This window comes from Vibrio sp. 10N.222.48.A3 (genome assembly GCF_041475345.1).
Taxonomy (GTDB): Bacteria; Pseudomonadota; Gammaproteobacteria; order Enterobacterales; family Vibrionaceae; genus Vibrio; species Vibrio tasmaniensis_A.
On sequence record NZ_JBFRVX010000512.1, the window covers coordinates 1 to 2,530 of the forward strand.

The window sequence follows — 2,530 nt, forward strand, 5'->3', positions numbered from 1 at the left end:
CCAAGGAGCTCAAGAGAAGAAACCGAAAAAGTTATCTGATATTTATGAAAATACGGATTTTCCTATCAACCCAACAGGAACGAAACATTAACAATGATGAACTGCAATACGGCTGAGGCTCTTAACCAAAAAGCGATAAGTCGACTAAACATACCAGCCTTAAGCCACCAATAAAAAAGCCACTTTCAACGAATCGAAAGTGGCTTTTTCTTTTCTCGTTAGCTTCTTTACTCATTAACAACTAAAGCTAATCGTTTTTAAACCTAGTTATTAATCAGGCTTAACCCGCTTGGTAATGCATCACCAAATACGCGTTTAGACTCGCTCTCAGAAAGTTCAGTGACTTCACTCACTAGCGTTAGCCATGAATCAGGTACCTTGCTTTGCTTTAATTTATCAAGAACTTGAGCACGGTAGTCATCAGAGATATCGAACTGTCGGTCACCTGTCTTGCGGCAAATCACCACTGCCGCGAAAGCAATCATTTGCTCTTTCTGCCAATTTTGGTCAAGCAGCTTTGGTAACCACTGTTCTGCTTGCTCTCTTGGAATGACGCTGTGTTGGCTTCCGTATAAAGGTGTACGAGACGCTAAGCGACCCAGAGCCCACCAGTGAGCCTGTTCGAACTGATTATGGTTAATTGCTTTGCTCAAGAACCATGTAGCCAATAGAACTTTATCTTCCACCTCGAGTTGCTCAAGGGACGCTGCCAATCTCACCATGGCTTCATAGCCATTGTCTTGCGCATCTTTCGCTGTCTTAGGGTTCTTCATTGCACCTGGGTGAAGGTACTTCGCGATATCAGCCAAGATGGTTTCTTGCTGTTCTTGATTCAGGCCACCCGCAACACGACGCCAGAATACCCACCAGTCCGTCCAACCTTGGTGGTTCTGGAACTGAATGTTTTGTTGGTAAAGGCCCCAAATTTGTTCGATACGCCATGAGTCAGTCGGATCGCCAAAGCCTGGACGCAGCGAGTAACCCGCCAAACGCAGCCAGTTCTTCTCGTGTGCTTCTGAACGACGACGGCGTTTACGACCTAATGAGAACGAATCAAACAGGTGACGGAGAGTCGTAAAGTCCCACTCTTCGCGCTTACCAAGTCGTTTCTCAAGATCTTTGGCCAGCGTTTTGATCTCTTTAGACTCAGCACTTTTCTTGTTGCCGCTGTACAGACGAGAAATCAACTCCTTACATTCGTCCAGTCTTGGATGAAGTTTAGAGTTATCGGACTCATCGCCTTGCTTGTTTCTGACTTCGAACTCAAGCAACCAACGCTTAGTGTCATCTTCCGTACTCACACATTCCATTTTCAATGTGCCGACTTCGGTTAACTGACAAGCAAGCAACACTTCAACGCGCTCTTTTTGGTTGGCCTGAAGCTCTGCAGTACCTGAACCTTCCAGTGTAGAAATATACGGTGGAAGAGGGGAGAACAAGTCAGCGTCGACATTGACCATCACACCATTTTGAATAGTGGTGTCATGAGCAATTTGATCGTGGGTTGAAGTCAGTAGATTAAATCGTACTGGTTCACCTAAAGTCAGCGAGAAACGACGGCTGTTTAAGCGTATCTCTTGGCCTTCTTCAGTACCTTTGGCAAGCAGACAAAGCGCTTTGCCCATCTTGTTCTTCTCTTGTAGATGCAAGAAGTAAGAACGAGCGGCACCGCCACCGATTTTCAGTTGTGCACCACGGCGTGCTTTACCAAAAGCTACAGCACCAAGGGCTACAGACCAGTCAGGGTGAGGGTTATCTAAGACGGTGATTGGTGCACCGTTCCAATTGCCAAGTAACTGAGTAATTCGCTCTGTTACCAGTTCACTGTTGAACACACCACCATTGAGTAGCACACCAACAGGAATTGCAGGTTTGGTATCATCAAACTCAACAGAGTCTGACTTTTCCAATGCGGCTTTAGATACTTGCTGGTGGGTCGCTAGGAATTCGGCAACGTGCTTACTTACAGCAGGATCTGCTGCGTAGGGTAGACCGAACTCTACAACCGCGCTGCGGCGTTTGTCGGGTACTTCCGTAAACTCTGAAAGCGGGAAGAAACCTTCTAGTGCAATCTGATGAACTTCTTGTTTGGTTAAACCAATACTCTTCGTTCCGCCAAGCAGTTTTGAACCGCTGCCCAGCATGGTGATCTTCACATCGTCTGGCGCATTAGCAGACAGCAGGCTCTCTTTTGCGGCGCGAGTCTGCTGAATAAGCTTGGTTAGGCTCGAAGCATTCAATTTTTTGTTTTGATTGAAGCGCTGCTCTGCAAGGTGGGCAAGAGCTAAATCGAGGTTATCACCCCCGAGCATCAAGTGTTCGCCAACGCCGATACGGTCGAGTGCGAGCTCTTGATTGCCACCGTTATCCGATTTGAAGCTCGCTTCGATCAAACTTAAATCGGTAGTACCGCCACCAACATCACACACTAGAATCAGCGGGATCTGTTGAAGTTCGTCTGTAGCGGTTTGTTGGTGACGGGCATACCAGTCATAACAAACGGCTTGCGGCTCTTCGAGCAATAGAATCT

General features: G+C 47.0%; 1 protein-coding gene. It reads right to left on the reverse strand.

The annotated features are described in order from the left end of the window. Positions 1 to 263: 263 nt before the first annotated feature. The coding region (locus AB4653_RS14945) for a molecular chaperone DnaK (protein WP_372104598.1) at positions 264 to 2,530 on the reverse strand (2,267 nt) is incomplete at its 5' end.